The sequence below is a fragment of the Micromonospora sp. CNZ280 genome (genome assembly GCF_011759515.1).
Map to the genome: position 1 here is coordinate 628,845 of NZ_JAAOYP010000005.1, position 23,891 is coordinate 652,735.

Sequence of the window (23,891 nt, forward strand, 5' to 3'; positions counted from 1 at the left end):
AGTGCCTCCTTGCACTCGCCGAGGTGGTTTTCCACGATCGGGCTGGTCCCCAATGATCACCACCCCGGAAGGGTCTGCCCCATGCTGCTCGTCACCGGTGCCTCCGGGCACCTGGGTTCACTCATCCACGCCGGGCTGGTCGACCGGGGGCTGTCCCCGGCGGCCGGCACCCGGACCCCCGACCGCTTCGGCCTGCTGGGCCGGGCGATGGACTTCGACGATCCGGCTGGACTCGACCTCTCCGGGGTGCGCACCCTGGTGCTGGTCTCCGCCGGCTACGGCGAGGACGATCTGGTCACCGCCCGGCACGACCGGGTGATCAGCGCCGCGGAGCAGCAGGGCTTGGAACACGTGGTGTACACCAGCCTCACCGCGGCCGGTGACCACCTGGCCTTCGCCCTGGCCCACCGCTAGACGGAACGCCGCCTGCGCGACAGCCGGTTGAGCTGGACCATCCTGCGCAACGGGTTGTACGCGGAGCTGTTCGGTCAGTTGGCCGCTCCCGGCGCCGGTGCGATCAGGGCGCCCTTCGGCACGGGAGCGCTGGCCGCCGTGGCCCGGCAGGACCTGGCCGACGTCGCGGTGCAGGTGGCCGCGCAGCCGCACGCGCACCGCAACCGCACGTATGAGCTGACGGGCCCGGCCGCCCTCACCGCCGCCGACCTCGCCGACGCGCTCGGAGTGCCCTACCAGCCGGTGTCCCTCGCCGAGCAGCGCGCGGCACTGGCGGGCGCGGATCTGCTGCCGTTCCAACCGGCGATGCTGATGTCGATCTACTCCGCGACGGCGGCCGGCTTCCTCGATGGCACCGACAGCGACCTCGCCGATCTGCTGCCGCGTCCGCCTCGTGCCGCGCTGCCGATCGCGATGGCGGCGGCGAGCTGAAGCCTCGCCGGCGACCGCCAACGGCGTGAAGACCCGATGGCGGGGATGCCAGGCCACACACTGGTGGTCATGGCAGAAGGTCCGAGGGTGCCCGCTCGATCACCGCGACAACCGGGGGAGACGGGAGCGGGGGTGTGGACGCCGTTGTCCACACCCCCGCTCCGGGCTACCGGGTCAGCCCGCCCGGCACGAGGCCAGCGCGCCGACCACGCCGACGCCCGGGTCCCGCAGCGGCAGGCTGGTCGACGCCGCCGGGCAGCGCGGCACGGTGAGGTCGTGGATGCCCCGGCCGAACGTCGCCGCGGTCAGCTGCCGGGTCGGCTCGTGGTAGCGCAGGTACATCACGGCCGCCTCCGGCAGGTCCGCGCCGAGCGCGGCCCAGCCGCCGCCGTTCCACGCCGAGACGAACACCCCGACGTCGGTGCCGACCAGCAGCAGCCCGTCCGAGGTCGGCACCACCGAGTTGACCGGCGCGTCGGGTAGGCCCCGGCCGATGTCGGTCCAGGTACGGCCACCGTCGCGGGTCACCATCACGTGCGGGCGGTCGCTGCCGGAGCGGAACGCCGAGAAGGTGGCGTACGCGATGTCGGCGTCCTTCGGGTGCACCGCCACCCGGGTCACCCAGGTGCCGGGCAGCTGACCCGGGTCGACCTCGTTCCAGGTCTGCCCGAGGTTGTCGGTCCACCACAGCTTGCCGTCGTCGGTGCCGACGTACAGCTTGTCGCCGTCGGTGGGCGCGGCCGCGATCGTGGTGATGGTGCCCCACGGGTAGCCGTTCGGGTCGTTCGGACCGCCACCGGTGAGGTCCGGGCTGATCGCCGTCCAGGTGCGGCCGTTGTCGGTGGACCGGTTGACGATGTTCCCGGCGTAGTACATGACGTCCGGGTCGCTCGGGTCGAACTGCAGCGGAGTCTGCCAGTTGCGCCGGTCCGAGGTGGTCTGACCCGCGCCGATCGACTGGCGCGGGCTGCCGCCGGCGGTCTCCGACCGGTAGCAGGAGCCGTACTGGCTGCACCCGAAGACGATGTTCGGGTTCTCCGGGTGGATGATCACCTGCAGGCCGTCGCCGCAGCCGATGGGGTTCCACGGGCCGCCCGGGCCGTTGTAGCCGCGGTTGCAGCCGTTGTCCTGGGCGCCGCCGACCTTGAGCGCCGGGTCGGTCTGCGCCACGTCCACCGTGTAGAACTGGGTGTACGGCTCGTAGGTCGACTTGACCCAGTTGCTGACCCCGTTGTTCTCCGAGCGGTAGAAGCCGCCGTCGTTGCCCAGGTAGGCCCGGCCCGGGACCTTCGGGTCCCAGCGCATCACGTGCTGGTCGGCGTGCACGCCGCCGACGTTGCCGAAGCTCTGCCCGCCGTCGGTGGACCGGCGCAGGTTCACCCCCGCGAGGAAGACGTGCTCGGCGTCGGCGGGGTCGACCCACAGCTTGCCGAACCACCAGCTGAAGGTGGACTGGGACGCCTGGCTGGCGTTGACCGGGGTCTGCGTCCAGGAGTCACCGCCGTCGTCGGAGCGGTAGAAGGCGCGGAACGGGCCCAGCGCGGTGCCGACGTACGCGTACAGCCGGTCGGGGTCGCTCGGCGCGAGGGCGATGCCCCAGCGGCCCTGGTCGGCGTCGGTGGGCAGGCCGTTGGTCAGCCGCTGCCAGGTCTGACCGCCGTCGTCGGAGCGCCACAGGCTGGAGCCGGGGCCGCCGTAGGTGCGCTGGTGCGGCTCGCGCCGGTGGTCCCACATCGCCGCGTACACGCGGGCGGGGTTGCTCGGGTCGATGAGCACCTCGGTGGCGCCGGTGGTCGGGTTCGGCGGGGCGAGCACCTGCCGCCAGCTGTCGCCGCCGTCGTCGGAGAGGTAGACGCCCCGCTCGCCGCCGGGGACGAAGAGGTTGCCGGCGGCCGCGGCGAAGATCCGGTCCTGGTCGCTCGGGTCGATGGCGAACCGGGCGATGGCGTGGCTGTCGGCCAGGCCGACGTGCTGCCAGGTCTTGCCGCGGTCCCGGGAGCGGTAGATCCCGTCGCCGCCGAAGGTGATCGAGCCGCCGCCGGGCTGCGCCTCGCCGGTCCCGGCGAAGAGCACGCCGTCGGTGGTCATCGCGACCGCGCCCATGCTCTGCTGCCAGGTGTCCGGCCAGGCGGGCTCGAAGGTGGCCCCCGCGTTGGCGGAGCGCCAGAGGCCGCCGGACGCGGCGGCGATGAAGACCTGGTCGGGCACCTGCGGGTCGACGGCGATGTCCACCACCCGGCCGCCGATGTTGCTCGGGCCGGAGAAGTTCCACTCCTGCTCGGCGAGGTGCCGGTAGACGCTGCGGGTGTGCGCGGCGAGCTGGTTCGCCTCGCCCCGCGCCCGGGCGTACTTGGCGGCGGACAGGTCGGTGCCGCCGTCGCTGAGCCGCTGCGCGGTCATCCACTCGGCGGGCAGCTCCATCGGGCCGGTGGGGGTGCTGGTGGCCAGCGACTGCTCGCCGCTCGCCGACGGTGCGGAGGTGGTCAACGCGGCCGCGGTCAGCAGTGCGAGGACCGCCGCCACCGGCAGGATGCGTCTACCTCGGACGAGGCTGGGACTCATACGGCATCTCCCTGTCCACGTGCGGGTACGACCGGTGTCAGTCGTCTGTCGCACGCTAGAGGGCGGGGTGAGCCACGTCACCAGGCAACTGTTGGGATTCCGGCGGTCGGGTTAGGACACCTGTCGAGCCGGGCCGCCGGTGCCCGTGGCCCTGCCAGGCGCCCGCGCTCGTCAGGAGCTGCGCGGCAGCGCGAGCCAGTCCTGCCAGGTGATGTCGCGGCCCAGGCAACGGGGCTGCCGGAAGGGCCAGTCGGCGGCGATCCACTGCGGCACCAGCGCGTCGAGCGCGCGCTCCACCTCGCCGCCGACCAGGTCGTCGACCACCCACCAGGAGACCTCGCCGTCGGCGCCGGTGCGCTCCGGTGGGTCGATGTAGACGCAGCCGAGGATCGCCGTCTCATCCTCGTCCAGCAGCGCGTAGTTGAACGACTGGTGCGCGGCTATCTCCTTCTCGTGCCGCAACAGGTCGACGCGGTTCTCGTCGTAGGTCATCGTCTCCGTGGGCCAACCCCAGGCCGGACCGAAGATCTTCCACAGGCGCTCCCGGGAGCCCATTACGGCGGGGTAGTCGAGCGCGGCGTCCGCCTCCCGAATCGGCCGCAGGTGAAGCGCGGTGTCGGGCACGGGTACGTGGACCGGGTGAACGAAGTCGTCAGGTAGCCAGCTCATGACAGCCGAGGCTACCGTGGACCGGCGCGGGTTGATCATGCGGACCGGCGCGACCACGGGCCTCGACAGGACCCGCCTCCGCCGAGCCGCCCCTGCACATCACAGCGGTCGTCCTGCGGGCCAGGTGATCCGGCAGGCGGGTCCTAGCCGCTCTGGAACTCCGGCAGCCCCGCGTCCTCCGAGTCCGGCCCCACCACCGCGGTCAGCGTGGTGCCGTCGGCGCAGAGCGCGGCGGCCCGCAGGTACATCCGCCGCTGCTGCGCCCGGGTCAGCACCTCGGTCTCGAAGACCTCGTCCTCGACGCGCAGCAGTTCGAGGTCGGCGCGGCCCTCGTAGTGGGCGCGTACGTCCAGCGGGGTCATCCGGACGGTGGCCTCGACCGTCGTCAGGGCCCCCTGCTCCACCACCGAGGTGACCCGCGCGCCGTCGGGCAGCACCAGGCCGGTGACCCGGCCGTCGACCTCCGGCTCGGTGTCCAGCGCCACCCGGTCGCAGCTGGGCAGGTTCGCCAGCATCCCGGGGCCCCGGCCGGTCGCCTGCGGGGCGTCCGGTCCGCCGCAGGCGACGAGCAGCGGAACCATGGCGGCGACCGCGAGGACCCGGAGTCTCACCGCAGCAGGATGCCACCTCACCGCAGCACCCGCCAGCGGCGGACCATCAGCAGCAGCGCGGTGATGATGACGCCGGTGACCGCCATCAGCACCATCGAGATGAGCGCGCCGTAGGCGAAGCCGGAGAACTCGAACGCCTGGTCGAAGATGTAGACCGGCAGGTAGAGCGTGGCGTTGGCGGGCCGGCCGTCGGTCAGCACGTACGCCGGGACGAAGTTCACCTGGAGGGTGAGGATGGTGTCCCGGACGGCCAGCAGCACCAGCACCGGGGCCAGCAGCGGCAGGGTGAGCCGGCGCAGTTGCCCGAACGGCCCGCAGCCCTCCAGCGCCGCCGCCTCGTACAGCCGGCCGTCGAGCAGCCGGCGGGCGGCCAGCACGACGATGAACCCCTCGCCGATCGGGAAGGCCAGCATCAGCACCACCGCCAGCCGGGCGGTGCCCGGGTCGGCGAGCCAGGTGAAGCCGGGGTGGCCGAACAGGCCCAGCAGTTGGTTCAGCGGGCCGTACAACGGGTTGAGCACCCAGAGGAAGAGCACCGCCAGCGCCACGTCCGGCACGACGGTCGGCAGGTAGACCGCGACCCGGAACCAGCGCCCGCCCGGGCGGGGCGCGGCGAGCAGCAGCGCCAGCCCCACCGCGGCGAGCAGCCGCACCGGCACCGCCAGCGCCACGTGCAGCAGGGAGGCCCGCAGGCTGTCCAGCAGGAACGGGTCGTCGAGCAGCCGGCGCACGTTGGCCAGGCCGACGAACCGCGGGTCCCGGGTGAGCCCGGTGTGGTCGGTGAACGCGTAGCCGGCGTTGAGCAGCGCCGGCAGCGCCACCAGCAGCGCGACCGCCACCGCGTACGGGGCGAGGAACGCCCAGCCGGTCAGCGGCCGGCGACTCCGGCCGCCGCTCACCGGCGTCGCCCGGTGTCGGCGTCGAACCGGTGGATCCGGCCCGGGTCGGGGCGCAGCCGGACCCGGTCGCCCGCGCGCACGCCGGGACGCGGTCCGGTGCGGACGGTCAACCGGGTGCCGTCGGCGCACCGGGTCAGCAGCACCGCCTCGCTGCCCAGCGCCTCCACCGCGTCGACGGTGGCCTCGACCGGCCCGTCCGGGTCGAGCGCCAGGTCCTCCGGCCGGAGGCCGAGGGTCAGCCCGGCGGCGCCGCCGAGCACCCCGCCGCCGGGCACCAGGTTCATCGGCGGGCTGCCCAGGAAGCCGGCGACGAAGGTGTCCGCCGGCTCGTCGTAGACCTGCTGCGGCGGCCCGACCTGGCGGACCCGGCCCCGGTCCAGCACCGCCACCCGGTCGCCGAGGGTCATCGCCTCCGCCTGGTCGTGGGTGACGTGGACGGTGGTGGTGCCCAGGTCGCGGTGCAGGGCGAGCAGGTCGGCGCGGGTGGCGAAGCGCAGCGGCGCGTCCAGGCTGGCCAGCGGCTCGTCGAGCAGGTAGACACTGGGTTCGCGGAGCAGGGCGCGGGCCAGCGCGACCCGCTGCCGCTGCCCGCCGGACATCTCGTCCGGGTGGCGGTCGAGCAGGTCGGCGATGCCGAGCCGGTCGGCCGCCGCGCGGGCCCGCCGGTCGGCCTCGGCGCGGGGGACCCGGCGCACCCGCAGCCCGAAGGTCAGGTTGCCGAGCACTGTCAGGTGCGGATAGAGCGCGTAGTCCTGAAAGACCATCGCCACGGCCCGCCGGTGCGGCGGCACCCGGGCCACGTCCTGACCGTCGACCAGGACCCGGCCGCCGTCCGGCCGGTCCAGGCCGGCGATCAGCCGCAGCACCGTCGACTTCCCGGAGCCGGACGGCCCGACCAGGGTGAGCAGCTCACCGGCGCGTACCTCCAGATCGAGGCCGTCGACGGCGGTGGTCCGCCCGTACGACTTGGTCAGCTCCTCCAGCCGGATCGCGCCGCGCCCGCTCATCAGCCCCCTCCGACCGGCAGGGCGAACAGTTGCCGGCTCTGCTCCTCCAGCCGGCGCAGCCCCTCCTCCCGGTGGATCCGGCCGTAGAACAGCTCCGCCAGCAGGGTGCCGGTCTCCTTCTCCACCCGCGACCAGGTGGCGGTGCGTGGGGTGGCCCGCAGGTGCGGCTCGGCGTCGAGGTAGACCCGCGCCGACTTCGGCGGCGCGGCCGGGTCGAGGAAGACGGGGGAGTTGGCCACGTCGAGCCGGGACGGGACGGTGCGGCCGGACTCGGCGAGGATCTTCTGCCCCTGCGGGCCCATCGCGAACTCGATGAACCGCCAGGCGTCGCCGTGCTCGGGCAGCCCGGCGCTCATGCAGTACGCGTCGCTGTGCAGGATCGATGCCGGCACGCCGCCCGGTGCGACCGGCAGCGGCGCCACGTCCCAGGTGAAGCCCTCGATGGTGCGCAGCGTCGGCACGGCCACCCGGCTGTTCAGGTACATGCCCAGCGTGCCGCGCAGGAACCGGGCCTCGCTGGACTCGCTCTGCTCCTCGGCGTCCGAAGGCACCACCCGGTGTTTCAGTTGCAGGTCGAGGAACCAGTCGACGGCCGTCCGGGTGGCCGGGTCACCGCGCAGCGTCAGCGCGGTGGGGCGGGCCGGGTCGTCGACCAGCTCGCCCCGGTTGGACCAGACGAACGGCGCGAGCCGGGGCACGGACGGCTCCACGCCCAGCCCGTAGCGGCCGTCCCGGGTCAGCGCGCGGGCGGTGGCGAGGAAGTCGTCCCAGGTCCAGCCGGCCCTGGGCGGCGGCACACCGGCGGCGGCGAACAGGTCGGCGTTGTAGTAGACGACCAGTGAGGAGAGGTTCTGTGGCAGGCAGGTCAGCGCCTTGCCGTCGTACCGGAAGGCGTCCAGCGCCCGCGGGCTGAAGTCGCTCTCCTTGAGCACCGCGCTGCGCTCCAGGTAGGACTGGGCCGGTTCGATCGCCCCCTGGGCGGCGAACTGGCCGTACCGGCGGTAGTTGAGCAGGAACACGTCCGGCGGCCTGCCGCCGGCGAACGCGGTGGTCAGCCGGGCCATCAGCTCGTCCTGGCCGGCCACCGGGGAGAGGTTGACGTCGACGTCCGGGTTGGCCTGCTCGAAGGCGGTGACCATGGTGCGGTAGCCGGAGATCTCCTCGGCGTCGCCGAAGAGCACCACCGTGATGCCCGACGCGTCCCCGGCGCGGTCGTCGCCGCCGCAGCCGGCGGCGTAGCCGACCAGCAGGGTGGCCATGACCAGGCCCAGCCACCGTCGCGCCCGAGTGTTCGTCACCTGCGTCCTCCAGATCTCAGTGCGGCCAGTGGATCATCGTTCAGCAGCACCCGCTGCGCCAGCAGGAACACCAGCACGCACGGCACCGTCGCGACGACGCAGCCGGCCATCAGCAGCGGCCAGTCCGTGGGGTTCAGCAGGCGCAGGAACTGCAGGCCGAGCGGGTAGGTGTAGCGGTCGCCGCGATGCAGGTACAGCAGCGGGTCGATGAAGTTGGCCCAGTGGAAGGTGAAGGCGAGCACAGCCACCGCCAGGGTCGCCGGACGGACCTGGGGCAGGGCCACCCGCCGCCACACCGTCAGCCAGCCGGCCCCCTCCAGCCGGGCCGCCCACAACTGGCTGTCCGGCACCCCGCCGAAGCTCCAGGCGTAGAGCAGCACCAGGAACGGGCTGCCGGCCAGCGCCGCCGGGGCCAGCAGCGGCAGGTACGTGTCGACCACGCCGGCGAGCCGGAACAGCTCGAAGCGGGTGGCCCACACCGCGGTGACCGGCACCAGCAGCACCGCGAGCAGGCCGAGCACCACCCGCCGGCGGGCGGTCGGGGTGAGCAGCCGCAGCCCGAACCCGGTCAGCGAGGCGACGGCCACGGTCAGCGGCACGGCCAGCGCCACCACCAGCGCCGAGTTCGCCAGGTAGCGGAAGAGCGGGATCAGCTCGGGCAGCCGGGCGTACGCGGCCAGCGTCGGCTCGGGCGGGAGGACCTCGAGCGTCCGCGGCGGGGGCAGGCCGGCGGGGCGCAGCGAGCCGACCACCATGAACCACAGCGGGGCGGCGAACAGCGCCGCGAACAGGGCCGGCACCACGAAACGCCCGATGATCCGCGGGATCGTGGCCCGACCCGGCAACCGCACGCCGCCGAACCTATGACCGTCGGGCCGGCGAATCATCGGGCACCTGTTGGAATCGGGCCCCGTCGCCTCCTACGCCTGTCGTACCGGCCGGAACCGCGCGGACGCCGCCGGCGCCGGTGCCACCGGCCGTCGGGCCGGGTGCCGGGGCGGCATCGCCTGCGACAGACGTAGGAGTCGCCGACCGGCACCTCCCACACGTGTCCGATGACCGGCACCGCGCCCATTCGTAGGGTTCGATCACAGCACCGTGCTCACGGTGACCGCGTCCGGACCGGGCGTGGCGGCCCACGGCCGGTGCCGACAGGGAGGAGCACGATGCGAAGCAGGAGAACCTGGTGGCGGGCGGCGGTGGTGGTCGTGGCGACCACCGCCGTCGGCCTGCCCGCGGCCACCGCGACGGCGCAGCCGGCGGCCGAGCGCCTCGGGCCGGTCGTCGAGGATGGGGTGACCCAGCCGGTGTTCGGGTACGACGACGCGATCCGCGAGCGGGTCTTCGTCACCTCCGACGTGGACACCGACGCCGACGGCGCGGCCGACGTGGTGGCGATGGACATCATCCGGCCCCGGGCCAGCGACGACGGCCTGCGCGTCCCGGTGGTGATGGACGCCAGCCCGTACTACTCCACGGTCTGCCGGGGCAACGAGGGGGAGTGCAAGGGCGATCTCGACGGGGACGGCCTGAACGACCGGTGGCCGCTCTTCTACGACAACTACTTCGTGCCGCGCGGGTACGCGGTGGTGCTGCTGGACATGATCGGCACCAACAACTCGACCGGCTGCCCGGTCACCGGCGGACACGCCGACAACATCAGCGCGCCGACCGCGATCGACTGGCTCAACGGCCGCCGGCCGGGCCGGGACGCCGCCGGGCGCGAGGTCGTCGCCGACTGGCACAACGGCCGCACCGGCATGATCGGCAAGTCGTACGACGGCACCCTCGCGAACGCGGCCGCCGCCAGCGGCGTCGCCGGGCTGAGCACCATCGTGCCGATCTCCGCCATCTCCAGCTGGTACGACTACTCGCGCAGCAACGGCCTGGTCACCCGGGCCAACAACTACTCCGGCAGCCTGGCCAACACGGTCACCAACCCGGCCCGCCGGGCGTACTGCGCGCCGGTGCGGGAGCGCCTCGGCGAGCAGGTCGACGACGCCACCGGCGACTACAACGACTTCTGGGCCGAGCGGGACTACGTCCCGCACGCCGGCCAGGTGCGCGCCAGCGTCTTCGTGGTGCACGGCATCAACGACAACAACGTCCGGCCGGACCACTTCAGCACCTGGTGGAACGCGCTGGCCGAGCGGAACGTGCCGCGCAAGCTGTGGCTGACCGGCACCGGACACGTCGACCCGTTCGACTTCCGTCGGGGCGCCTGGGTGGACACCCTGCACCGGTGGTTCGACCACTGGCTGCACGGCATCGACAACGGCATCATGGCCGAGCCGATGGTCGACATCGAGCGGGCGCCGGACGTCTGGGAGACGCACTCCGACTGGCCGCTGCCCGCGGCCCGGCCGACCCAGGTGTTCCTCCAGCCCGGCACGGACGGGGCGGCCGGCGGGCTGTCGGTGCTCCCGTACCTTGGCAACGCACGGGTCAGCTTCCGCGACACCCCGTCGATGAGCCAGACCAATGCCATCCGGCACCCGTCGGACCCGCAGGCGAACACCGAGAACCGGCTGGTGTTCCTGTCCCGGCCGCTGCTGGCGCCGCTGCACGTCTCCGGCCCGCCGATCGTCAAGATCAACGCTTCGGTGGACGACGTGGACACCAGCTTCGCCGGGCTGCTCGTCGACTACGGGACCCGAGCCCGGTTCAGCACCTCCGGCGACGGCATCCGCACCCTCGCCGCCGAGGACTGCTGGGGCGGCACGGCCACCTGGGGCGGGCACGCCGAGGAGGCCTGCTACCGGCAGACCGAGAAGACGGTGGCCAGCAACCCGCAGGAACTGGTCACCAAGGGCATCCTCGACGGGCTCAACCTCGACTCGCTGAGCGTGTCGACGCCACTGGTGCCGGGCGAGAAGAACGCCGTCGACGTGCGGCTGCTGCCGGAGGACTACGTCTTCGAGGCCGGCCACCAGATCGGCGTGGTGCTGCTCGGCTCGTACTCCGGCTACAGCAGCCGGGCCAAGCAGAACCAGGCCGAGATCACCGTGCACTTCGACCGCAGCCGGATCGAGCTGCCGGTGGTCGGCGGCCGCACCGCCGCGGTCGCCGCGGGGCTGTAGCTGGTCCGCGGGCGGGGCGTCGACACCGGCGCCCCGCCCGCGCCGCGCTCGGCGGCCGGCGGTCGGCCGGCGCGCGACGGGCGGGGCTGGTCAGCCGTCGGGCCGGTAGCGGCCGGTGAGCCGGCCGAGCTTCAGCGCCAGGTGCAGGCAGAGTCGCTCGTTGCCGTCCTTCAGGTCGGTCTCGGCGAGCTCCTCGATCCGCTGCAACCGGTAGTAGAGGGTCGTACGGTGCAGCCGCAGCTGCTCCGCGGTGGCGTGCGCGTTACCGGCCAGGTCCAGGTACCGCTCCAGGGTCTCCAGCAGCACCGGATTCGACTGCTCGCGCAGCAGCCGGTCCAGCCCGGGGTGCACGTCGGAGATGTCCGGCTGTTGGCCGTCCAGCCGGGACAGCACCCGGTAGATGCCCAGCCCGGACCAGGACACCACCCGGCCCAGCGCGGGCAGGCGTACGCCCACCCGGGCCGAGCGCAGCGCCTCCCCGTACGACCCGACGGCGTCGACCAGCCCGGCGCGGGCCTGGCCGATCCCCACCACCGTGCGCTCGACGGCGCTCAGCCCGCGGGTGGCCTGCCGCAGGTTGTCGTCGAGGAGCTTGGCGGCGGCCTCGGGGGAGGGGCGCCCGGCGAACCGGCCACCGCAGAGCAGCAGCACCCCGTGGTCGTCACGCACCACGTGCAGCGCCTCCCGGGTGCCGATCCAGCGGCGGGTGGTCACCAGCGCCTGCTCCAACGCCAGCCGGGCAACCTCGTCGGGCGGCTGGCCGGCGGTCACCAGCTGCGCGACGAGCGCGGTGGCCGGGCCGTCACCGGCGATCAGGCCGGCCTCCCGCAGCGCCCGTACCGACCGGTCGCGGGTCGCCGCGCTGTCGGCGAGCAGGGTACGCGCCGCCTCGGTCTCCCGCTGCGAGGCCAGCTCGCCGAGCAGGTTCTCCCGGTACAGCGCCAGGGACAGCTCGCTGACCAGGCCGGTCGCCTCGAGGTCGGCGTCGGCCATGGTGCCGTCCGGGTCGATGAACCAGACGAAGCCGAGCAGCAGGTCCTGGTGACGGATGGGCACGCAGACCCGGGGCAGCAGGTCGAGTTCCGCCGACGCCGGGGTGCGCACCGGCTCCCGGGCCTCCATGATGCCGACGTCACGGAACCAGGCCATCACCTCGGGCGTGGTCTGCCGGCGCAGGATGGACGCCTTGCGTACGTCGTCCATCACGCCGGTGTGCTCGCTGTAGACCACGACCCGCTGCCGCCGGTCCTCGATCAACGCCGGCCGGCCGGCGTGGGCGGCGAGTGCGTCGACGATGCGTTGCAGCTCACCCTGCATGTGCTCCTCCGGTCGCCCGGACCGCGTCGCCCGCCTCCCGGACGGGCGGGTGGCCGGCTCGTGCGTCCTGCCTGCTGTCTCGGATCTCTTCCTCCCCGCTCGGACGGTGACCAAAGCTGATCATGCCCTTGTCCGGTGAGCGTGCCCGGGCATCGGTCGTGTTACGCGCCGTCCAATCCGCGGGACGACAGGGCCGGGGTCTGACCACGTGCCGCGGCCCGGCGTTGAAGTCCGGGATGGACGGACCTAGGCTGTGCCATCCCGGCAGTGACGACTTCGAGGAGCCCCGGTGACCGACGTGTCGAACCCCAGCGGCGGTGCGACGAGCGCCCTGGACACCAGCGTCCCGCACTCGGCCCGGCTGTGGAACTACCTGCTCGGCGGCAAGGACAACTTCGCCGCCGACCGGGAGGCCGCCGAGCAGGTGCTCGCCTTCCTGCCGGAGCTGGTGCAGTCCGCCCGCTTCAACCGGGAGTTCCTCGGCCGCGCGGTGCGCCACCTCGCCGGCGAGGCCGGCGTCCGGCAGTTCCTCGACATCGGCACCGGCCTGCCGACGGCGAACAACACCCACCAGGTCGCCCAGGCCGTCGCCCCCACCTCCCGGGTCGTCTACGTCGACAACGACCCGATGGTGCTGGTGCACGCCCGAGCGCTGCTGACCAGCAGTCCCGAGGGCGCGACCGACTACATCGAGGCCGACCTGCGCGACCCGGAGACCATCCTCGAGCAGGCCCGGCGCACCCTCGACCTCACCCGGCCGGTGGCGATCATGCTGCTGGGCATCCTGAACTTCGTGGTCGACGACGCCGCGGCGGCCGCGATCGTCCGGCGCCTGGTGGACGCGGTGCCCGCCGGCAGCTACCTGGTCATCTCCCACCCGACCCGGGAGGTCAGCCCGGAGGCCGTGGACCGGGCGGTGGAGATGTGGAACAGCGGCGGCGCCGCCCCCATGTGCGTCCGTACCCCGGAGCAGATCCTCCGGTTCTTCGACGGGCTGGACCTGCTCGAACCGGGGCTGGTCACCTGCTCGCGGTGGCGCCCGGACGGCAACGACACCACGCCCACCTCGGAGTACAGCGCGGTCGCCCGCAAGGGCTGAACGCTCCGGCCGGTTGCTCGGCCCGGGGTTTGGCCTGTCGTGCCCGGCTGGGCGTGGGTCGGGCTTGGTCCCTGCGCCCCGGTTCGCTTGCGATTGGGGTGGCGCCTCGTTCGTTTGCGGTGGGTGGGTGGTTGCGGTTTGGGAGTGTGGCCCAGCTCCGTTCGTGCCGTCACGGTGTCGTCGGGGGCCAGGCGTGTTGTCCGGGAGGGTGATACCTCTGAGTCATCGATATGCCGCTGAGGTATCCCGCTCGTTCCTCGGTGGCCCCCTCCCCGCTGACCCGGAGTTGATCACCTTGCCCAGCCTCCGGGGTGGGCGTTTGCTGGGATGCGGTCGGTGGGGTGTTTGTCGGGTTTGTGGGTGTGATCGGTGGCATCCGGGTGGTGGAATCGGGGCCTGGTCGGGGGCGTTACATCATGCGGACGATCGAGCAGGGGCACGCGGCCGGCAGGGCCGGCCCGGGGTCCTGGGTTCGCAGAATGATGGTGGGCGGCCGGTCGTTGCACACAGTCCGGCACCGCGAAGGGCGACCCCCTGCCCCGCAGGTCGGCCGGGCACCCGGCGCCACGGGTATCCCCCCGCCCGGTCAGAGTGCCACGTTTTCTCTCGAGTCTTTCTGAGCGCCTGATGGTGCTTGCGCCCTATCGGCCTGCCCCCCTTGGGCTGGTGGCGTTATCCCCCGGAAGGAGCTGTGTGATGAACACGATCATGCGGAAGAGCGTTCTGGGTATTGCTGGTCTGGCTTTCGCCGGTGGCATCGCCGCTGGCCCCGCCACCCACGCCGACACCGGCCCGGTCGAGGCCGTCAAGCCGGTCGCTGCGGTTGCGGTGCAGGCTGACAAGCCGGACATGGGCAAGCTGATCCCGCACGGTGTGCAGGGTGAGCAGTCGCGCATCGACCTCAACGACGAGCAGGTCGCGAATGTGAAGGCGATCATCGCGGCGACGAAGACGTCCGACATGGACGAGCGCGCCGCCGTGGTGGCCATCGCCACCAGCCTGCAGGAGTCGAAGCTGGAGAACCTGGGTCACCTGGGCGAGCGCAACGACCACGACTCGCAGGGCCTGTTCCAGCAGCGCCCGTCGAGCGGGTGGGGCACGGTGGAGCAGATCACCGACCCCGAGTACTCGACCACGGCGTTCCTGAAGGGCCTCAAGCAGGTCGACGGGTGGCAGGACATGCCCCTGACCAAGGCCGCGCAGACCGTGCAGGTGTCGGCCTACCCGGACCACTACGCCCAGTGGGAACAGCAGGCCGCCGACCTCGTCGCCGAGCACTGGAACAGCTGACCCAACCGAACAAACACTTTCCTCACAGGGGGACTGCTGGCCGGCACCCGTGGGTGCCGGCCAGCAGCATTACCAACCATCGGCAGGGCCGGCACCCACCACCGGGCGCCGGCCAGTGGCGTCTCGTCCGCCAGGACTCCGCGCCCGAGCGGGCACGACACGACACCTGCTTTGAGTACGGGGAGTGTCGGGGGGTCGGGTTAGCGTGCCGGGGTGAGTGCTCCCGCCGACGTCCCGCCCGAGTTCCTCGACCGGTTGCGACCGATCTGCCGCGGCCTACCGGAGGCCTACGAGGAACCGGCCTGGGTGGGCATCCGGTGGAGGGTTCGCAGGCGCACCTTCGCCCATGTGCTCACCGTCGACCCCGACCACCAGATGGAGTACGCGCGGGCCGTGGCCACCGACGAGCCGACGTGCGTGCTGACGTTCCGGGCGCCGGTCGACGAGGTGCATGCCCTGGTCGCCGGCGGCCACCCGTTCTACAAGCCCGACTGGGCCGCCGACGTGCTGGGCATGGTCCTCGACGATGGCGTCGACTGGGACGAGGTCGGCGAGCTGCTCACCGAGAGCTACTGCCGGCTCGCCCCCAAGAAGCTGGCCGTGCAGGTGCCCCGCCCCACCCCGGCGGACCGGTGACGCCGCGCTGACTGGCGGATCGGTGACGGTACTGACCAGGCGGTCCGCTCGGGTGCGGCGCCGCCCGGCGGCGGGCGGTGCGGCAGCGGCGGGCCACCCGACGGTCACCGCTGCGGCACCGGTGCCGGCGGTTGCGGCCCGAAGTGCACTCCGGTGATCTTCCCGCCGTCCGGCGGGAGGATGGACAGCATCCGCTGCCGTGCCTCCAGCCGTCGGTGACCAGCGAGGGCTGGTTGCAGGTGGCGCTGGTCGCCGACACCGAGTACCACGACGCGGCGGTGCCGGTGCGGGTGAGCTGCGTGCGGACGGTGAACGGGACGACGGTCGGGCTGGGCGGGCGCAACGGCGACGAGAGCCATTCCCTGATCCCGGTGCCGGAGGCGATCGAGTTGATCGGCAGCGGCCGGTTCGCGTTCTTCGTGCAGGAGCCGGGCACGGGGCGGGCCGCCATCCGGGTGGTCCGGCCGCGAACGGGCCGGCCGTACCTGCCGACGACGCCTCGCCGAACAACCTGGACAGCCTGCCGGAGTGCAACCACGTGCGGTGAGCCGGCCGGGTGGGGTGGCGCGTGGGCCACCCCACCAGGTCCGGTCACGGCAGCTGCGGGTAGAGCGCGGCCACGCCGCCGGCGAGCCCGGCCCGCACCTGCCGGCTGACGTCGTCGGCGAGGATCTCGTACGCGTCGGCCTCGATGCCGTCGACAGCGATCCGGGCGATGTCGGCCGGGTCGGACTTCGGCCCGGTGACCCCGGCGGCCATGTCGGTGTCCATGTACCCGACGTGCAGGCCGGCGACCCGGATGCCGCGGTCGGCGAGCTGGACGCGCAGCGTGTTGGTCATCGACCACTCGGCGGACTTCGCGGCGCTGTACGCGCCGACGTGCGGGAAGGCCACCCAGGACAGCGCGGACAGGATGTTGAGGATGGACCCGCCGCCGTTGCCGGCGATCACCGGGGTGAACGCCCGCACCACCGACAGCGTGCCGAAGTAGTGGGTGTCCATCTCCAGCCGGATCCGGTCGAGGTCGGCGTCGAGCAGGTCCGCCCCGGTGCCCGAGCCGGCGTTGTTGACCAGCAGCGTGACGTCCCGGGCGAGGTCGGCCGCGGCGGCGACCGAGGCGGGGTCGGTGATGTCCAGCCGCACCGGCGTGACGCCGGGCAGGTCGACCCGGTCCGGGTTGCGGGCGCCGGCGTACACGGTGGCGCCGCGGGCGAGCAGCTCGGCGGCGAGGTGTCGGCCGAAGCCCCGGTTGGCGCCGGTGACGAGGGCGGTGGTTCCGGCGATCTTCATGGGCGTACTCCTGGCTGTTTCGGCGCGTGGCTCTCACGCGACGGGGATGGGGGTTCAGGGCGCCGTCGGCGCGGCCGGGTCGCCGCGGCGCAGGCCGGGCCCCGGGCGTACGGCGATCTCGTCGGCGGCGACGTCGTGGCCGGCGTCGCAGCGCAGCCGCGCGTGCACGGCGGCGCCGCAGTCGTGGTGTTCGAGGCGGATGGCGGGCCCGGCCTCGTCGGCGGCCCAGGCGTCGCCCCACTGGCGCAGCGCGGTGAGCACCGGCAGCAGCTCGGCGCCCTTGCGGGTGAGGTGGTACTCGTCGCGGGTGCGCTGGCCCGGCTCCCGGTAGGGGTACCGCTCCAGCAGGCCGTCGGCCACGAGCTGCCGGAGCCGCGCGGCGGCGACCGGCTCGCTGACGCCGGCCCGGCGGGCGAACGCGTCGAAGCGGCGGGTGCCCAGCGACGCCTCCCGCAGCAGCAGGAGGGTGGTGCGGTTGCCGACCACGTCCAGGGCGCGGGCGATCGAGCAGGTGCTGGTCAGCCAGGAGTCCCGGTCGGCGAGCAGGTCGTCGGTCATGCCAGCGACGCTACCGTAGCTGACTTAGATAAACCAAAGCCAGCTAGGCCACGGGAGGCCCGGACACGACGACGCCGACCACCGGTCAGGTGGTCGGCATCGGTTCCGTCGCGGTTAGGCGGCGACCCGGGAGGCCGGCCGGCGCTGGGCGGGCGGCGTGGTGGACCAGCCGGTGGCCGGCTCGCGGTCCTCCGCGCCGGCGGGCGCCGCCGGGGCGCCGTCGGCCCGCGCCACGCTCAGCGCGTGCTGGGCGTTGTTCCAGGCCGCGCAGGGCCAGGGCTGGCCGGCGCAGAGCAGGTTGCGGCAGCCGCCGTCGCCGTCCGGCTCGTGGGCGTCGGCCACCTCCAGAGCCAACTTCCACAGCAGCGGGTCGGTCACCTCTTCGGGACGGTCGGCCTGCTGATCGGACCGGTCGAGGCTGGTTTCGGACACGAATGATCCCCCCTTGGGCGCAGGTGCTGGGCCCACCTTCACCAGTTTCCGCGCGGGTGAAACCTCCTACCGTTACGCCGCGCCGGTTATGAGGCTGTTTTCGCCCGAAAGTCCTGCTGTCCGACGAGAGTCTGGTCCGGACAGCCGGCGGTCGCTGTCCGCCCGGGCAGCCGCACCGGGGTCGTCCGGACCACACCGGCTCGGCCGTCAGGCCACCGAACCCGAGGCGGGCCCGGCCGAGGCAGGGCCCGCCGGATCAGCTCAGGTCGAGCTGCACCGTGGCGATCTCCCACGCCCGCATCGGCACCCGGACCAGCCCGTCACCGTCGACCTCCAGCGGCTTTCCCGGCCGGCCGAGCAGGTCGGCCCGGCACGCCGCGCGGAAGGCCGCGCCGCCGAGCACGGCGATGGTGTCCGCCGGCGTCTGCGCCACCAGCCGCACCTCGGTGCGGCCGGCGCGGTCCCGCACGCTGGTCAGCGCCACGCCGGGGCCGTCCACGGCGAGCCCGACCGCCGGCGCCGGCAGGTCGGTGGCCGGGTCGGCCGTGCCGGGGAAGGCCAGCAGCTCGTGCCGGTACGCCTCGGCAGCCGCCAGCACCCCGGCGGAGTGCCAATCGCCCCGGTACGGCAGCACCGCCAGCTCGACCGTGCGCAGGCCGCGGCACTGCGCCTCGGGCGTGGGCAGCTGTGGACCGGCCGGCTCGTCGCGCAGCGCGTGCCGGTTACGCGACAGCATGCCGATCGACCGCAGCAGGGTGACCGCCAGTTCCCGACCGGAGTCGGTCAGCTCGTACTCGGTGGGCTGGGTGAGCAGCACCGCGAGCGCGCCGTCCGGCCCGCCGGCGGCGACGAACCCGTTGGCCGGGAAGGTGGGCAGCGGCACCTCACCGCCGCCGCCCTCCGCGGTCAGCCCCCGCTCGACCACGGCGAACTGACCCTCGGCGGACGAGGTGTCGGCCGGGGCCGGCAGCGGCAGGTGCAGCCGGACCCGGTGGTCGTCGCAGCGGTTGTCGAACTCGACGCGCAGCCGGGCGAACGGCTCACCGCAGCGCAGCTCCACCCGGGTGGTGACGGTGACCGCCTCGTGGTCCACCGCGCGGGAACCGGCGTCGACGTCCGCCGCCACCGGCCAGCGGTACTCCCGCACCACGTCCAGGACGGCGACCAGCGGCCCGTCGTGGCGGACCACCGTGCGCACCGCGCGCGGCTTGTCGATGACCTCGTCGGCGGCCGGCGGGGCGTAGTTGTAGCTGTCACCCACGTCGCCGCCGTCGACCACCCGGCCGACGCCGTCCACCGTCACGCCGTCCGGGGTGGTCAGCGCCAGCGTGCCGTCCTCGGCGATGTCGACCCGCAGCAGCCCGTTGTCGACGCTGCGGCCGGCGACGGTCACCGGGGCGAAGCGCGGCTCCGCCGTCGCCGGCAGCGGCACCGGCCGCACCGCCGCCCGCCCGAGCGGCGGCACCTCGACCAGGGCGGCGACGGTGGCCCGGGGCGCGGCGAGGATGCGTACCCGCCACCGGTCGTGCCGCCCGGCCGCCGCCAGCGCCAGCCGCACGTCCGCCACGTCGAAGGCCGGGTCGCCGTGCCGGGCCACCTGGAAGGTCAGGGTGGCGTCGTCCGGCGACACCGACCAGGCGGCGACCTCCTGGCCGTACAGCTCGCGGCCGTGCACCCGGGTGAGCACGGCCGGCAGGTCGGCCGCCGGCACCACGTCGTCGGCGAGCAGCGTCCGGCCCCGGTCGAGCACCTGGGCGGCGACGCCGCGGCCGCCGGCGCCGGCCACCGCCACGGTGGCGTCGGCCGGCGCCGCCACGTCCAGGAAGACCAGCGCGGTGCGGGCCGCCGGGGTGGGGTTGAACACCAGGTAGCCGTCCCGGGGCACGGTCGCGGCCAGCCGCGCGCCGACCAGGTCGCAGACCGCCCGGCCGAGCTGGTCGGCCTCGGCGAGGCGGGCGGCGACCTGCTCGGCGGTCTCGTCGCACCCGCAGCCGGTCACCGAGTCGTGGCAGCTGGCGTCGATCAGCCGGGTCCAGGCCATGTCGAGAAAGCGCTGCACGGAGGCGTCGTGGGTGAGCGCGGCGAGCGGTTCGGCGTACCGCTCGACCCGCCGCTCGGCGCGGTTCATCGCCCGCTTCAGGTGGGCCCGGACCGAGATCACCCCGGGCAGGATGTTGGCCCGGGCGTGCGAGCGCAGCTCGCCCCGGACGACGGGCAGGCCGTCCACGGTGGTCGGTTGGGTGGCGAAGTACTCGGCGAGGGTGCCCAGCCGCAGCCGGGTGTCGGCGAGGTCGGCCGCGGCGAGCAGGTCGGGCGCGTCCGGCGCCGGGGCGGCGTGGTCGGTGCCGTACATCGCCAGCGCCGGGGTGTCCTCGCCGTCGAACCGCCAGTCGGCGAGCTTGCCGGCCAGGTCGGCGGCCCGGCGGGTGATCTGCGCGGGGTCCTCCATCAGCCCGGCCGCGTTGCCGTAGCCGCCGGGCAGGTACTCGGTGCGCACGGTGGTGCCGTCGGGCGCCTGCCAGGCGAACGCGTGGCGGTGCATCCGCTCCGGCACGCCGCGGAACACGCAGGCGTGGGCCAGCCCCGCGCCGGCCAGCAGCTGCGGCATCTGGGCGATGTGGCCGAACATGTCGGGCAGGTAGCCGACCGGCATGGCGCCGCCGAGCTCGGCGCTGCGGGCCAGTCCGCGTTCCAGGTTGCGGACGATGTTCTCGCCGGAGCAGAGGAACTCGTCCAGCAGGATCTGCCACGGGCCCACCGCCAGCCGGCCGGCGCGGACCAGGGCGATCACCTGCTCCCGCCGTTCCGGGCGGACCTCCAGGTAGTCGTCGACCGCGGCGAGCTGCCCGTCCAGGGTGAACCGCTGCCGCGGGTCGCGCTCCATCCGGTCGAACACCTCGTCGAGCAGCGCCACCAGCCGCAGCCGGAACCGCTGGAACGGCTCGTACCACTCCCGGTCCCAGTGGGTGTGTGGCACCACGATGATCTCGGTCGGTCGCGTCATCAGCTCGCCGCCTCTCCGCCGATCGCCGCCCCGGTCAGCTCCCCGTAGCGGCGTACCACCTGCTGGCTGGTCCGTACGTCGGTCGCGCCCTCGGCGATGCCGGTCAGCGGCGCGGTGCCCCCGGTGACCATCGCGTGGAACGCGACCAGCTCCTGCTCGAACGCCTCGGTCACCGACCGGAACGTGGCCCGCCGCTCGCCGCCGCCGTGCTCGTCCACCACGGTCAGCGTGGTGGGCGCGTTGAGCAGGTACGGCGAGGGGAACACCAGCTCCAGCGAGCCGCGGGCGTGGTGCAGGGTGACCGTCTCCCGGTAGGCCGGGTAGTCCGGCAGGTTGAGCCACCGGATGCCGTAGCGGGCCCCGCCGGGCAGCCGCCCGCTGATCTCCACCGACGGCTCGGCCGGGCCGGCCGGGGTGAGCGGCCAGGTGGCCACCTGCTCCACGCTGGCCGGTGCGCCGGTGAAGAGCCGCAGCAGGGACAGGTCGTGCGAGATGCTGTTGATCAGGATCTGGTAGAGGGTGCGGGCGTCCGGGTCCGTGCCGACGGCGGCGTCCAGCAGCGCCCGGTCGGCGGCGCTGAACCGGGCCGCCTCCTCGGCCGGCACGTCGCCGGGGGCCGGGGGCAGGTTGGCGAAGCGCAGCTGCCGGTCGCCGCCGGCGTGCAGCACGGTCACCTCCACCGCGTGCACCCGTTCCGCGCCGCCCAGCTCGGCCAGCAGCCGCGCGGCCTCGGCCACCGCCGGGTCGTACTGCTTCATGTAGCCGACCATCAGGGCGGTGCCGCCGCCGGCCAGCTCGGCCAGCCGGTCGGTCTCGGCGAGCGTGTACGCCAGCGGCTTCTCGCAGAGCACCGGCAGCCCGGCGCGCAGCGCCAGCGCGGCCAGCTCGCCGTGCGAGCCGGAGGTGGCCAGCAGCACCGCGTCGCAGCCGCCGTCGGTCACCATCCGGGTCGCGTCGGTGTACCGGCGGGCCGGTTCCACGCCGTACCGCTCGCCCAGCTCGGCGACCCGGCTCGGGGACAGGTCGGCCAACGCGACGATCTCGAACAGGTCGCCCCGGCGTTGCAGCAGCGGCAGGTGCACGGTGCGGGCGATGATGCCCAGCCCGGCCACCGCGATCCGGATCCGCTTGCCCGGCTCGGTCATCCCAGCGCCTCCCGCAGCCAGCGGAGGTTGGCGTGCTGGTCGGCGCGGATCCGGTCGAGGTCCCGGCCGTCCGCGGGGGCGTCCTGCTCGATGACCAGCCAGCCGGTGTAGCCGGTGGCGTCGAGGCCGGCGAGCACCCCGGCGAGGTCGACGTCGCCGCGGCCCAGGGCGCAGAAGCCGCCGGCGGCGACCACGTCCATCAGCCCGCCGCCGGCCGCCCGGACCCGGGCGTGCGCGGCCAGGTCGGCGTCCTTCAGGTGCACCTGGCCGATCCGCCCGGCCCAGCGGCGTACCGCGGCCACCGGGTCGCCGCCGGCCAGCGCCAGGTGCCCGGTGTCCAGGCAGACGGCGATGTCGGTGAGGTCGAGCAGCCGGTCGGCCTCCGCCTCGGTCTCCACGTCGGTGCCGAGGTGGTAGTGGAACACCGGTTCCAGGCCGCGGTCGCGGCACCGGTCGGCGGCCTGCTGCACCCGGGCGGCGAAGTCCGGCCAGGCGGCGGCGGGTAGCGCCGACGCCAGGTCGGTCGGGGTGCCGGGGCGGGCCATCCGGGCCGGGTTGCCGGGGCAGGCCAGGGTCGGCCGGGGCGCGAACCGGGGGTCGCCGGCCGGCGCGGCGGTGAACACGTCGAGCGCCGCGTCGAGCTGGGCCAGGTCCTCGGCGAAGCCGGCCGGGTCGGTGAAGCGCAGGTCGACCCAGCCGCCGGCGAGCGCGATGCCGGTCGTGTCCAGCCGGCGGGCGAGGGTCTCGCCGGTGCCGAGGTAGCCGATCGGGCCGGAGTCGATCCCGGTGTAGCCGTCGTCGGCCAGCGCCGCGAGCAGGTCGTCGGGGCCGACGGGTGCGCCGGTGGGCTGGTAGATGCCGTAGTTGACGGGGGCGCCGGCCACCCGTGTGCGTCCGGTCAGCTGCACAGTGCGATCACCTCCATGCGGTGGGACTCCAGGACGTGCAGCCCGTCGCCGGCCGGCAGCAGGCACCGGTCGCCGCGGACCAGCCGGTGCCGCCCGTCCGGGTAGGCCAGCAGCGCGCCGTCGGCGTCGAGCACCAGCAGCTCGTCGCCGAGGCGTAGCAGCAGCGGCCCGTCCGGGTCGGCGGAGATGGCGGTACGGCCGCCGCGCAGCGCGTCCAGCACGGCGTCCTCGGGTGCCGCGTCGCGGTCGGCGAGCACCCAGGTGGTGGGGGAGCCGGGCAGCGCGTCGGCGCCGGGGCGGTGGTAGTCGCTGCCGCCGACCGGTACGACGTCCGTCCGCCACGCCCGCGCCCAGGCCAGCGGGGCGCCCCAGGTGCGGTCCCACCAGCCGGAGTGCCACACCTCGACCAGCGGGGTGCGGTCGGCCAGCGGCTGCCGCCAGGCGCAGTCGCCGCCGAGCGGGTGGTTGACCGACATCAGCCCGCCGTCGCGCCGGGCGGTGGCGAGCCACTCGTCCGGTGGCCGGCGGAAGTCGACCCAGTCCACCGGGCCGAAGACGTTGGCGTGCCCCCGGTCGGTGGTCACCTCCTGGCCGGGCAGCAGGGTGATGCCGTAGCGGGTGGAGGCGGCCGGCAGCCAGGGGTGGTGGCTGACGGTGTTGTGGTCGGTGACGGCGAGGAAGTCCAGGCCGCGGGAGGCGGCGAGCGCGGCGAGTTCGTCGATGGTCTGCGCGCCGTCGCTGTGCACGGTGTGCGCGTGCAGGTCACCGGCGAGCCAGTGCCGGCCGTCGACGCCGGGCAGGTCCCGGCGGGGCGGCCGGTCCGGGCGCGGCGGCGCGGCCGGCGGCTCGGGTTCCGGTGGCGCGGTGCTGCTGGTGGTGGCGGTGACCTCGTACGCCAGCCCGTCGGGCGGGATGCGGTGCAGCCGTAGCAGCACCTGCCACTCGCCGGGTTCCAGTTCGCCGGGGAGGTATCCGGGGGTGGCCCAGTCGGCGGTGATCGTGTAGCCGTCCCGGGCGCCGCCGGACCAGCCGCGGAAGCCGGCCGGGCCGACGCAGCCGAGGTCGAGCACCCCGGCCGCGCGCGGGTAGTCCAGCCGGACGGTGAGCGCGGCGGTGCCGGGCGCGACGGTGACCGGCAGGGACCGCAGCACGTTGTCGGCCCGGTCCTGGAGGGTCCACCTGCCCCGGTGCGTGACCATGT

The 23,891-nt window shown here is 74.0% G+C and carries 22 protein-coding genes; 6 read left to right on the forward strand and 16 right to left on the reverse strand.

All coding sequences use genetic code 11. The features are described 5' to 3' along the window. Positions 1–81: 81 nt before the first annotated feature. Positions 82–414 carry a hypothetical protein gene (locus FHX32_RS34735; protein WP_208419653.1) on the forward strand — a complete coding sequence of 111 codons (333 nt, stop codon included), beginning with the start codon at positions 82–84 and terminating at the stop codon, positions 412–414. A gap of 27 nt (positions 415–441) precedes the next feature. Continuing rightward, positions 442–885 carry a Rossmann-fold NAD(P)-binding domain-containing protein gene (locus tag FHX32_RS34740; RefSeq protein WP_208419654.1) on the forward strand — a complete coding sequence of 148 codons (444 nt, stop codon included), beginning with the start codon at positions 442–444 and terminating at the stop codon, positions 883–885. A 174-nt stretch (positions 886–1,059) separates the two neighbouring features. Here FHX32_RS34740 and FHX32_RS33415 read toward each other — a convergent pair whose 3' ends face one another. The 7 genes from FHX32_RS33415 to FHX32_RS33445 form a co-directional block, all read right to left on the reverse strand. Beyond that, the gene (locus FHX32_RS33415; RefSeq protein WP_167192011.1) at positions 1,060–3,447 is read right to left on the reverse strand and encodes a sialidase family protein; all 2,388 of its coding nucleotides are present in this window, start codon (positions 3,445–3,447) and stop codon (positions 1,060–1,062) included. Between the two features lie 171 nt (positions 3,448–3,618). Then, a complete protein-coding gene (locus FHX32_RS33420) occupies positions 3,619–4,116 on the reverse strand; it encodes a GNAT family N-acetyltransferase (RefSeq protein ID WP_167192013.1) in 498 nt (165 codons plus the stop codon). Positions 4,117–4,259: 143 nt separating this feature from the next. Continuing rightward, the gene (locus FHX32_RS33425) at positions 4,260–4,727 is read right to left on the reverse strand and encodes a hypothetical protein (protein ID WP_167192015.1); all 468 of its coding nucleotides are present in this window, start codon (positions 4,725–4,727) and stop codon (positions 4,260–4,262) included. A 17-nt stretch (positions 4,728–4,744) separates the two neighbouring features. Then, positions 4,745–5,626 (reverse strand): carbohydrate ABC transporter permease, encoded by an 882-nt coding sequence (locus FHX32_RS33430; protein WP_167192017.1) that lies wholly within the window; start codon positions 5,624–5,626, stop codon positions 4,745–4,747. Further along, positions 5,623–6,633 (reverse strand): ABC transporter ATP-binding protein, encoded by a 1,011-nt coding sequence (locus tag FHX32_RS33435; protein WP_167192019.1) that lies wholly within the window; start codon positions 6,631–6,633, stop codon positions 5,623–5,625. Before FHX32_RS33435 ends, FHX32_RS33430 begins: the two co-directional genes overlap by 4 nt. Further along, positions 6,633–7,931, reverse strand: a complete 1,299-nt coding sequence (locus tag FHX32_RS33440; protein WP_167192021.1) for an ABC transporter substrate-binding protein — start codon at positions 7,929–7,931, stop codon at positions 6,633–6,635. The genes FHX32_RS33435 and FHX32_RS33440 overlap by 1 nt, the downstream gene beginning before the upstream one ends. Beyond that, positions 7,928–8,782 carry a carbohydrate ABC transporter permease gene (locus FHX32_RS33445; RefSeq protein ID WP_167192023.1) on the reverse strand — a complete coding sequence of 285 codons (855 nt, stop codon included), beginning with the start codon at positions 8,780–8,782 and terminating at the stop codon, positions 7,928–7,930. The genes FHX32_RS33440 and FHX32_RS33445 overlap by 4 nt, the downstream gene beginning before the upstream one ends. Before the next feature lie 315 nt (positions 8,783–9,097). Between FHX32_RS33445 and FHX32_RS33450 the strand changes: the two genes are divergently transcribed. Next, entirely contained in the window at positions 9,098–11,011 is a 1,914-nt protein-coding gene (locus FHX32_RS33450; RefSeq protein WP_167192025.1) for a Xaa-Pro dipeptidyl-peptidase, read from the forward strand. 90 nt (positions 11,012–11,101) lie between these two features. Here FHX32_RS33450 and FHX32_RS33455 read toward each other — a convergent pair whose 3' ends face one another. Further along, positions 11,102–12,328, reverse strand: a complete 1,227-nt coding sequence (locus tag FHX32_RS33455; protein ID WP_167192027.1) for a helix-turn-helix domain-containing protein — start codon at positions 12,326–12,328, stop codon at positions 11,102–11,104. 289 nt (positions 12,329–12,617) lie between these two features. On the opposite strand from FHX32_RS33455, the gene FHX32_RS33460 reads away from it, so the two are divergent. The 3 genes from FHX32_RS33460 to FHX32_RS33470 all read left to right on the forward strand — a co-directional run bounded on the left by FHX32_RS33460 (position 12,618) and on the right by FHX32_RS33470 (position 15,353). Beyond that, positions 12,618–13,427 (forward strand): SAM-dependent methyltransferase, encoded by an 810-nt coding sequence (locus FHX32_RS33460; RefSeq protein WP_167192029.1) that lies wholly within the window; start codon positions 12,618–12,620, stop codon positions 13,425–13,427. A 696-nt stretch (positions 13,428–14,123) separates the two neighbouring features. Continuing rightward, the gene (locus FHX32_RS33465) at positions 14,124–14,717 is read left to right on the forward strand and encodes a hypothetical protein (RefSeq protein WP_167179506.1); all 594 of its coding nucleotides are present in this window, start codon (positions 14,124–14,126) and stop codon (positions 14,715–14,717) included. Positions 14,718–14,930: 213 nt separating this feature from the next. Then, the gene (locus FHX32_RS33470) at positions 14,931–15,353 is read left to right on the forward strand and encodes an MmcQ/YjbR family DNA-binding protein (RefSeq protein ID WP_167192031.1); all 423 of its coding nucleotides are present in this window, start codon (positions 14,931–14,933) and stop codon (positions 15,351–15,353) included. A 104-nt stretch (positions 15,354–15,457) separates the two neighbouring features. Here FHX32_RS33470 and FHX32_RS33475 read toward each other — a convergent pair whose 3' ends face one another. The 8 genes from FHX32_RS33475 to FHX32_RS33510 all read right to left on the reverse strand — a co-directional run bounded on the left by FHX32_RS33475 (position 15,458) and on the right by FHX32_RS33510 (position 23,889). Further along, the gene (locus FHX32_RS33475; RefSeq protein ID WP_167192033.1) at positions 15,458–15,622 is read right to left on the reverse strand and encodes a hypothetical protein; all 165 of its coding nucleotides are present in this window, start codon (positions 15,620–15,622) and stop codon (positions 15,458–15,460) included. Positions 15,623–15,944: 322 nt separating this feature from the next. After that, positions 15,945–16,643 (reverse strand): SDR family oxidoreductase, encoded by a 699-nt coding sequence (locus FHX32_RS33480; RefSeq protein WP_167192035.1) that lies wholly within the window; start codon positions 16,641–16,643, stop codon positions 15,945–15,947. A gap of 54 nt (positions 16,644–16,697) precedes the next feature. Then, positions 16,698–17,201 carry a winged helix-turn-helix transcriptional regulator gene (locus FHX32_RS33485; protein WP_167192037.1) on the reverse strand — a complete coding sequence of 168 codons (504 nt, stop codon included), beginning with the start codon at positions 17,199–17,201 and terminating at the stop codon, positions 16,698–16,700. Positions 17,202–17,315: 114 nt separating this feature from the next. Beyond that, positions 17,316–17,633: a hypothetical protein gene (locus FHX32_RS33490; RefSeq protein WP_208419655.1), complete on the reverse strand. Its 318-nt coding sequence runs from the start codon at positions 17,631–17,633 to the stop codon at positions 17,316–17,318. Positions 17,634–17,889: 256 nt separating this feature from the next. After that, a complete protein-coding gene (locus FHX32_RS33495; RefSeq protein ID WP_167192039.1) occupies positions 17,890–20,637 on the reverse strand; it encodes a glycoside hydrolase family 38 N-terminal domain-containing protein in 2,748 nt (915 codons plus the stop codon). Beyond that, positions 20,637–21,782, reverse strand: coding sequence for a Gfo/Idh/MocA family protein (locus FHX32_RS33500; RefSeq protein WP_167192041.1), 1,146 nt, complete (start codon positions 21,780–21,782; stop codon positions 20,637–20,639). The genes FHX32_RS33495 and FHX32_RS33500 overlap by 1 nt, the downstream gene beginning before the upstream one ends. Further along, a complete protein-coding gene (locus FHX32_RS33505; protein ID WP_208419656.1) occupies positions 21,779–22,690 on the reverse strand; it encodes a TIM barrel protein in 912 nt (303 codons plus the stop codon). Before FHX32_RS33505 ends, FHX32_RS33500 begins: the two co-directional genes overlap by 4 nt. Continuing rightward, positions 22,681–23,889: a CehA/McbA family metallohydrolase gene (locus FHX32_RS33510; RefSeq protein ID WP_167192043.1), complete on the reverse strand. Its 1,209-nt coding sequence runs from the start codon at positions 23,887–23,889 to the stop codon at positions 22,681–22,683. Before FHX32_RS33510 ends, FHX32_RS33505 begins: the two co-directional genes overlap by 10 nt. Positions 23,890–23,891: the final 2 nt, after the last annotated feature.

Coding starts and splice junctions, on each gene's coding strand:
- FHX32_RS33415 (WP_167192011.1), bottom strand. CDS start 3,447: ATGAGTCCCAGCCTCGTCCGAGGTAGACGCATCCTGCCGGTGGCGGCG.
- FHX32_RS33485 (WP_167192037.1), bottom strand. CDS start 17,201: ATGACCGACGACCTGCTCGCCGACCGGGACTCCTGGCTGACCAGCACC.
- FHX32_RS33480 (WP_167192035.1), bottom strand. CDS start 16,643: ATGAAGATCGCCGGAACCACCGCCCTCGTCACCGGCGCCAACCGGGGC.
- FHX32_RS33450 (WP_167192025.1), top strand. CDS start 9,098: ATGCGAAGCAGGAGAACCTGGTGGCGGGCGGCGGTGGTGGTCGTGGCG.
- FHX32_RS33510 (WP_167192043.1), bottom strand. CDS start 23,889: ATGGTCACGCACCGGGGCAGGTGGACCCTCCAGGACCGGGCCGACAAC.
- FHX32_RS33500 (WP_167192041.1), bottom strand. CDS start 21,782: ATGACCGAGCCGGGCAAGCGGATCCGGATCGCGGTGGCCGGGCTGGGC.
- FHX32_RS33465 (WP_167179506.1), top strand. CDS start 14,124: ATGAACACGATCATGCGGAAGAGCGTTCTGGGTATTGCTGGTCTGGCT.
- FHX32_RS33455 (WP_167192027.1), bottom strand. CDS start 12,328: ATGCAGGGTGAGCTGCAACGCATCGTCGACGCACTCGCCGCCCACGCC.
- FHX32_RS33420 (WP_167192013.1), bottom strand. CDS start 4,116: ATGAGCTGGCTACCTGACGACTTCGTTCACCCGGTCCACGTACCCGTG.
- FHX32_RS33435 (WP_167192019.1), bottom strand. CDS start 6,633: ATGAGCGGGCGCGGCGCGATCCGGCTGGAGGAGCTGACCAAGTCGTAC.
- FHX32_RS33495 (WP_167192039.1), bottom strand. CDS start 20,637: ATGACGCGACCGACCGAGATCATCGTGGTGCCACACACCCACTGGGAC.
- FHX32_RS34735 (WP_208419653.1), top strand. CDS start 82: ATGCTGCTCGTCACCGGTGCCTCCGGGCACCTGGGTTCACTCATCCAC.